The organism is Acinetobacter sp. YH01019, from assembly GCF_013420285.1.
GTDB lineage: Bacteria > Pseudomonadota > Gammaproteobacteria > Pseudomonadales > Moraxellaceae > Acinetobacter > Acinetobacter gandensis.
This window is the reverse complement of record NZ_VOYM01000111.1, coordinates 1-6,894: the sequence shown is the minus strand read 5'-3', so window position 1 is coordinate 6,894 and position 6,894 is coordinate 1. Positions and strand designations below refer to the sequence as shown.

Sequence of the window (6,894 nt, the reverse complement as noted above, 5' to 3'; positions counted from 1 at the left end):
TTAACACAACGCGGTTGGCTGGATGTACCTTCACATGAGTGGATTTACCAGTACATTTATCAAGATAAATCAAAAGGCGGTAAACTTCATCTACATTTAAGGCATCAGAAGAAATATCGAAAACGCGGTTACAAAAACACGGATCGTAGGGGTCAAATCATTGATAAAACAAGTATTCACTGCCGACACCAGGTCATTGATCAACGACAACGTTTAGGAGATTTCGAAGGTGACACGGTGATTGGTAAACATCATAAAGGTGCTTTATTGACTCTCGTTGATCGAAAGAGCCTGTATGTACATATTGTTCATTTAGGGCCAACAAGAGCATCCTCTCAAACGATTACTTGTGCATTAGATCGTTTACAAATGAGCCATGCTTATAGTGTGACATTTGATAATGGCAAAGAATTTTCCGAACACAAAAGAATTACTGATGCTGGCATAGAGACGTATTTTGCTGATCCTTACAAGTCTATTCAGCGAGCTAGAAATGAAAATACGAATGGTTTAATCCGTCAATATCTGCCAAAATCATCATCGTTTGATGGCGTGTCAAACGAACAAATAGAGCAGATAGAATTCGCACTCAACCATCGTCCTAGAAAAACACTAGGTTGGTATACACCGAGTGAAGTTATGGCTGGTTTTTATACTGTTGCACTTGCCGCTTGAATCCGCCTAATTTTAAATCTGACTCTGAATGTAATTCTCTATACCAACAGATTCAACTAAATCAAGCTGAGTGGTTGTCCAATCCAACCATTCTTCTTCTTTTTCTAAGATTTCTTGAGCCAGATCTCGAGTGACATAGTCTAACTGTTCTTCCGCTAGCTTAACCGCTACTTGAATGGCTTCGATGTTCTCTTTGACTTTACGTATATCACAATTTAAGACTTCAACCGTGTGCTGACCGATATAGAGTTTACCGAGGTGTTGCAAATTAGGCAGGCCTTCTAAAAATAGAATGCGTTCAATAATTTTATCGGCATGCTTCATTTGACGGATTGATTCTTTATATTCTGCAGAACCGAGTTGCTCAATGCCCCAATCGTTAAACATGCGTGAATGAAGAAAATATTGATTGATTGCAGTTAAATGATGATAAAGCACCTGATTTAACTGATTAATTACATCACGATTGCCTTTCATGTCAGACTCCTTAACTGCATGTATTTAAATGAATTCATTTAAAATTTAATTATGACTAGAAATATCTTAAACAACAATAGGCGACTTTGCGAGTGTTTTATAGAACAGCAAATGAAAATCACAATCAAAACAATGAGCTGATGATTATAGGTACTTGCAAATAAAAACCCGCTTAGAGTCATAAGCGGGGGAGGAGGAATGGTCTTCGACCATTAAATTTATAATTATGGTTGTTGGGGGAATTTAATAATTGATGTTAAGCGGCTATAGCGATGCGTGCAGCGATTTGGGAAACTTCATCACTGATAATCATACGTGCTTCAGGTGCGCAGCGACCACAGCAAGTTCCAAGGTCAAGCATATCGCGTACGTCACGATAGCTTTCAGCACCATTGGCGATAGCATCTTTAATATCTTGATCGGTAATACCACGGCACAAACAAACGTACATGAAAGTAAACCAAATGAATAATGGGATAAGTGATATTATTGATAATTATTATCGTTTGTCAATAAAAATCATTTGAAAATGCTTTTAAACTGATTGGCTTTTTGAATAAAAAATGCCACTTGAGCGGAAATCCGAGTGTTGCTTGGATTATCGCGCAAAATGGCTAGGTAATTTAAAATTAAGTTTTAAGATTAGTTTATTGAATTTTCTTTGTAAGCTATTGATTGATAATGACAACACCATCCATTTCAACCAGTGCGCCTTTGGGTAGGCTTGCTACACCGAGTGCTGCGCGTGCTGGGTAGGGCTGAGCAAAATATTCGCCCATAATTTGGTTGACCAATTGGAAGTTAGATAAGTCTGTAAGGAAGATATTCAATTTTGCAATGTCAGCTAATGATCCACCAGCAGCTTCACATACAGCTTTAAGGTTATCAAATACGCGACGAATTTGAGCTTCAATGCCTTCAACCAACTCCATGCTATATGGATCTAATCCAATTTGACCTGATAAATACAAAGTATTGTCGACTAAAATTGCTTGAGAATAAGTACCAATGGCAGCAGGTGCATTTTCAGTATGGATTACTTGGCGGGACATCTATTTCTCCTATTATCATCTCAGATAAGCTGTAATGAAACAGCTTATCAATTAGCTGGCTACCTGTGCTGTTTCAGTGATGGCGATGGGTTGGGCCAATCGACTGATGCGAGGGAAGCCAAAATGCATTCTTAAATTGCGGATAATTTGGGCAATTTGCTTACGATTATGTACTACGATATTAACGTAAGTTTTACCTTCGTGTGCACGTACGTTTTCAACACCGACTTTTTCTTTACGGCATAAATAAATGAGTTCTGAAATTTGTTCATCGTTTAGCAACATGTTTAGACACAAGTAGGCAGTGAAGCTTATGTCTTCACTATCTTCAGTGGTCCAGTGCAATGGCATGATGTTTTCGGGATGAAGATGTTGCTCATGCAATAAGTTATGGCAACGAGAGCGATGCACGATCAAACCACGACGTGAAAGATGGCCTTGTATTTGGTCGCCAAGTACAGGATTACAGCAGTGTGCATATTTTACATCAACACCGTCAGTGCCTAAAATTAGGCGTGATGAGTTGGTTGGTGTTTGAATCGCATCCTGAGCAAACAAGTGGTTCGCCACTAATTGTGGAAGTAAATCACCCACTGCAATTTGTTCAAACAGTTGCTCTTTATCTGTTAAATGGCGCCAGTTGAGGACATTTTCCCAATCAGCAAGGGTTAAATCTTTAACAGAACGATTGAAAAGTTTTAATGCCCGATTTAAGGCTTGCTGACCGACGAGACGCTGTTCTTCTTGATCTTGGTCACGCAATATGTTTTGTAAGGCACGACGCGCTTTTTGTGTATTGATGAAACTGAGCCAATCTGGATTTGGTGTCGCCAAAACATCTGTAATAATTTCGATAACTTGGCCACTCACAAGCGGAGTGGATAAGGGCTTTGTTTCACCATTAATTTTGGCACCGACAGCATGGTTACCTAGGAAAAGGCTTGCTGAGTAAGCAAAGTCTACAGCAGTGGCTCCTTGCGGAAGTTCGTGCAAATTACCATGTGGAGTATAGACCCAAATTTTTTCTTGATGCAGATAATCAAGCAGCTCGCTAAAAGTTGTTTTTGCACATGCACCATCAATTAATACATTGAGGTTCTGCATGGAAGCTTGAATTGCAGAGCGACAAGCCTGTGGTGCATTTTCACCTAAGACCACACCAAAACGAGCAGCTTTACGCATCAATTCGGTTTGAATGGTAAGAGATAATGTCGTTTTTTCACCTTTTAAGCGCAACATTAGTGATTGATTGCCACCAGGTAGTGGACGGCGAATATGATCTGCATAACTTAAAACTTTAAAACTGTCTTTCAAGATTTCTGCAAGGCGGTCGCAGTCGGCGATACTTTGTAAAATAATCTCAAAAGCATGACTATGGGTTAGCTCTTGTAAGTCAATGTCATTTTTTACGAAGTGGCGCAGTAGTTCAATATTGTTATTTTTCTTTTTAATACGGCCGTTAATATTATTTTGCTCAAGCAGGGCGGTGAGGTTGTTTTCCCACTTAGTTTGATATTCACAACGTTTAGGCTTAGTTTGTTTTAATGCTTCTTGCACATTGTTGTACATGTCTAGATCGAGGTTCTGATAACACAGATGTTCAAGGTTATCAGCCATTTCGTTCATACCGACAATACGTGCCATAGGTACAAAAATTTCAAAGGTTTCTTGTGCAATACGTGCCCGTTTATCAGGGCGTAAAGCACCCAATGTAGTCATATTATGATAGCGATCAGCTAATTTAATAATAATGACACGTGGGTCTTGTAGCGTTGCTTGCAGAATCTTTCGGAAGGATGCAGCTTTGTTATATTCTTTATCACTTGAGTGGCTCAGTTTGGTAACGCCATCCACCAATTCCGCTACGGTAGGGCTAAATTTTTCTGCAATATCTTGTTTGGTAAATTCGGTATCTTCAATAACATCGTGTAAAAGTGCCGCCATCAGTGTTTCTGCATCTAAACGCATATGCGCTAATATGCAGCTCACGGCAATTGGATGAAGAATGTAAGGTTCACCACTTTTACGGGTAATACCATCATGCGCAATATCAGCGTAGTCACAAGCTTCAAGCACGCGTTCGACATCACTTACCGATAGATAAGCGTCAATGATTGCTTTTAACTGTTGCTTGGCTTGGCTGACCATTGGGCCTGGCATAGAACACCCTTTTACTGCTGAATAACGATTGAAACGGTTGATACTTTAATGAAATGCAAAATACATGACTTGTCAATTTTTTGATTTATAAAATTGAAAATCATTATGTACTACTTTGCACTCCTTAAGCTTATGTTATAACTGTTCTGAGCAAAATATTAAAGACAATCCATAAAAAAAAGCCTAGTTAAAAACTAGGCTTTTTTGTTCGGTTAAGTCTTATTGGAAAGAAAAACCGTCTAAGTTTAGATTATTTGCTGAAAGAGCAAGGTCTAAGCTTGAAGTTTGGTAGTCTTGTTCACGTTGTTTCAAAATGTCTTTAGAAACGTGACCAGCTGCAATTTCACGAAGTGCAACAACTGTAGGTTTATCGTTGTCCCATTCAACAGTTGGTTCGATACCTTGACGTGCCAATTGACGCGCGCGTTTGCTTGCCACTAGTACAAGCTCAAAGCGGTTGTCTACATGGTCTAAACAATCTTCAACGGTTACGCGTGCCATAAGAATTCTCGTTTGAATATAAATTTTTAACAGACTGTGCAGTATAAGGTGCTTTGTCTATAGACTCAAGTTTTAATCACTGCTCAGTCGGCGTGATTAATTTTTCAATTAACTGCTGATGACGTGTCGCTTGCTGTTTTAAAACCAAACGATTGGCAATAATCACAGACTCTAAATCATGTAAGGCTTTATTAAAATCATCATTAATAATGACGTAATCAAAATTTACATATTGCTGCATGTCTTCAACTGCGCAGCTTAAGCGATGTTCGATCACTTCAACTGAGTCAGTGCCACGGTTTGATAAGCGTTGGCGTAAGTCAAACTGACTTGGCGGGAGAATAAAGATTTGTCTAGATTCAGGAAAAAGTTTACGAACCTGTTCAGCCCCTTGCCAGTCAATTTCAAGTAAAACGTCATGGCCTTTCGCCAATTGTTCTTTAACTGTACGTTGTGCTGTGCCGTAATAATTACCAAAAACTTCTGCATATTCAATAAAGCCACCTTCTTCAACTAAAGATAAGAAGTCTTCTTTTTTTGCAAAATGGTAATGTACGCCGTCTAATTCGCCAGGACGCTGACCACGAGTGGTATGAGAAACAGAGACATGTAAATTGTTTACACGTTCAAGTAGGGCTTTAACGAGGGATGTTTTGCCCGTTCCCGATGCAGCAGAAACGACAAACAAGAGACCCGACATGATATTTTTCCTGATATGATAAAATATCTTCTCTATTTTAGAGTAGACGCGCGCCAAACTAAATAGTCAGACGTCTATTGTTTACATTTATTTCAAGTGATACCCGTAAAAATTGAGTGGGCATTGAGGATTCTATGGAAATTGTTTTAGCTAATCCACGCGGTTTCTGTGCTGGTGTAGATCGTGCCATTGCGATTGTGAACCGTGCGCTTGAATGCTTTAACCCGCCGATTTATGTGCGTCATGAAGTGGTACATAATAAATTTGTCGTAGATGATCTACGTCAACGCGGTGCTATTTTTGTAGATGAACTTGATGAAGTCCCTGATGACAATATTGTGATTTTTAGTGCACATGGTGTTTCTAAAGCTGTACAACAAGAAGCGGAACGTCGTGGCTTAAAAGTATTTGATGCAACCTGCCCATTGGTAACTAAAGTACATATTGAAGTGACTAAGTATGCGCGAGAGGGTGTTGAAGCGATTTTGATTGGTCATGAAGGTCACCCCGAAGTTGAAGGAACGATGGGCCAATATGACACTAAAAATGGAGGTTCGATTTATTTGGTTGAAGATGAGCAGGATGTTGCTGAGCTTGAGGTCCGTAATCCACAAAAAGTGGCTTTTGTAACGCAAACGACACTTTCTATTGATGATACGGCAAAAGTGATTGATGCGCTGCGTCAAAAATTCCCTGAAATTCAAGGGCCACGTAAGGATGATATTTGTTACGCGACGCAGAACCGTCAGGATGCAGTGCGTGATTTATCGGAACAATGCGATGTGGTTTTAGTGGTTGGTTCACCAAACTCATCTAACTCTAATCGTTTGCGAGAATTGGCTGAACGTATGGGTAAACATGCCTATTTAGTGGATAATGCAGATCAGCTTCAGCATGAGTGGTTTGCTGAAAATACCAAAATTGGGGTGACGGCTGGTGCATCTGCACCTGAAATTTTAATTAAGCAAGTGATCCAGCGCTTACAAGATTGGGGTGCTAAATCACCGCAAGAGCTAGATGGTCGTGAAGAAAATATTACATTTAGTTTGCCAAAAGAGTTACGTATACCTGTAACACAGGCTTAAAGTGTTAATGACTTAACATTCTGAATTTTTTTAAGAATTGACAGATAATTGCTTTTTGGCAATTATCTGTTTTTTTATGCCTTTTATCCTTATTTGTGTTTGTTTTGTAATTTAATTGTAAGCGTCCGCTGAACACACCTTATGAATTCATCCTATAAGCCTTAATTTAGTCCCCACTTAAAAACAAGTGGGGACTAAAATTTATGACTACAAATCACCAGACATCCATCGCATCTCTTGCGAA

At 39.3% G+C, this 6,894-nt stretch carries 8 protein-coding genes; 2 read left to right on the top strand and 6 right to left on the bottom strand.

Translation table 11 applies throughout. The annotated features are described in order from the left end of the window. A partial coding sequence (locus FTT84_RS16295) for an IS30-like element IS18 family transposase (protein WP_180081854.1) occupies window positions 1-675 on the top strand: 675 nt, incomplete at its 5' end. A 12-nt stretch (window positions 676-687) separates the two neighbouring features. On the opposite strand, the gene bfr is transcribed toward FTT84_RS16295, so the two are convergent. The 6 genes from bfr to gmk form a co-directional block, all read right to left on the bottom strand. Continuing rightward, entirely contained in the window at window positions 688-1,152 is a 465-nt protein-coding gene (gene bfr / locus FTT84_RS16290) for a bacterioferritin (protein ID WP_180058928.1), read from the bottom strand. 256 nt (window positions 1,153-1,408) lie between these two features. Next, a complete protein-coding gene (locus tag FTT84_RS16285; RefSeq protein ID WP_086178228.1) occupies window positions 1,409-1,603 on the bottom strand; it encodes a bacterioferritin-associated ferredoxin in 195 nt (64 codons plus the stop codon). 217 nt (window positions 1,604-1,820) lie between these two features. Beyond that, window positions 1,821-2,204 (bottom strand): RidA family protein, encoded by a 384-nt coding sequence (locus tag FTT84_RS16280; protein ID WP_180058929.1) that lies wholly within the window; start codon window positions 2,202-2,204, stop codon window positions 1,821-1,823. A 51-nt stretch (window positions 2,205-2,255) separates the two neighbouring features. Then, entirely contained in the window at window positions 2,256-4,364 is a 2,109-nt protein-coding gene (locus tag FTT84_RS16275) for a bifunctional (p)ppGpp synthetase/guanosine-3',5'-bis(diphosphate) 3'-pyrophosphohydrolase (RefSeq protein WP_180058930.1), read from the bottom strand. 219 nt (window positions 4,365-4,583) lie between these two features. Then, window positions 4,584-4,865 (bottom strand): DNA-directed RNA polymerase subunit omega, encoded by a 282-nt coding sequence (gene rpoZ / locus FTT84_RS16270; protein WP_067762989.1) that lies wholly within the window; start codon window positions 4,863-4,865, stop codon window positions 4,584-4,586. A gap of 76 nt (window positions 4,866-4,941) precedes the next feature. Beyond that, window positions 4,942-5,565, bottom strand: a complete 624-nt coding sequence (gene gmk / locus FTT84_RS16265; protein WP_067762988.1) for a guanylate kinase — start codon at window positions 5,563-5,565, stop codon at window positions 4,942-4,944. A gap of 134 nt (window positions 5,566-5,699) precedes the next feature. Here gmk and ispH point away from each other — a divergent pair, with 134 nt between their 5' ends. Further along, window positions 5,700-6,650: a 4-hydroxy-3-methylbut-2-enyl diphosphate reductase gene (gene ispH, locus FTT84_RS16260; protein ID WP_180058931.1), complete on the top strand. Its 951-nt coding sequence runs from the start codon at window positions 5,700-5,702 to the stop codon at window positions 6,648-6,650. The last annotated feature ends 244 nt before the right edge of the window (window positions 6,651-6,894 follow it).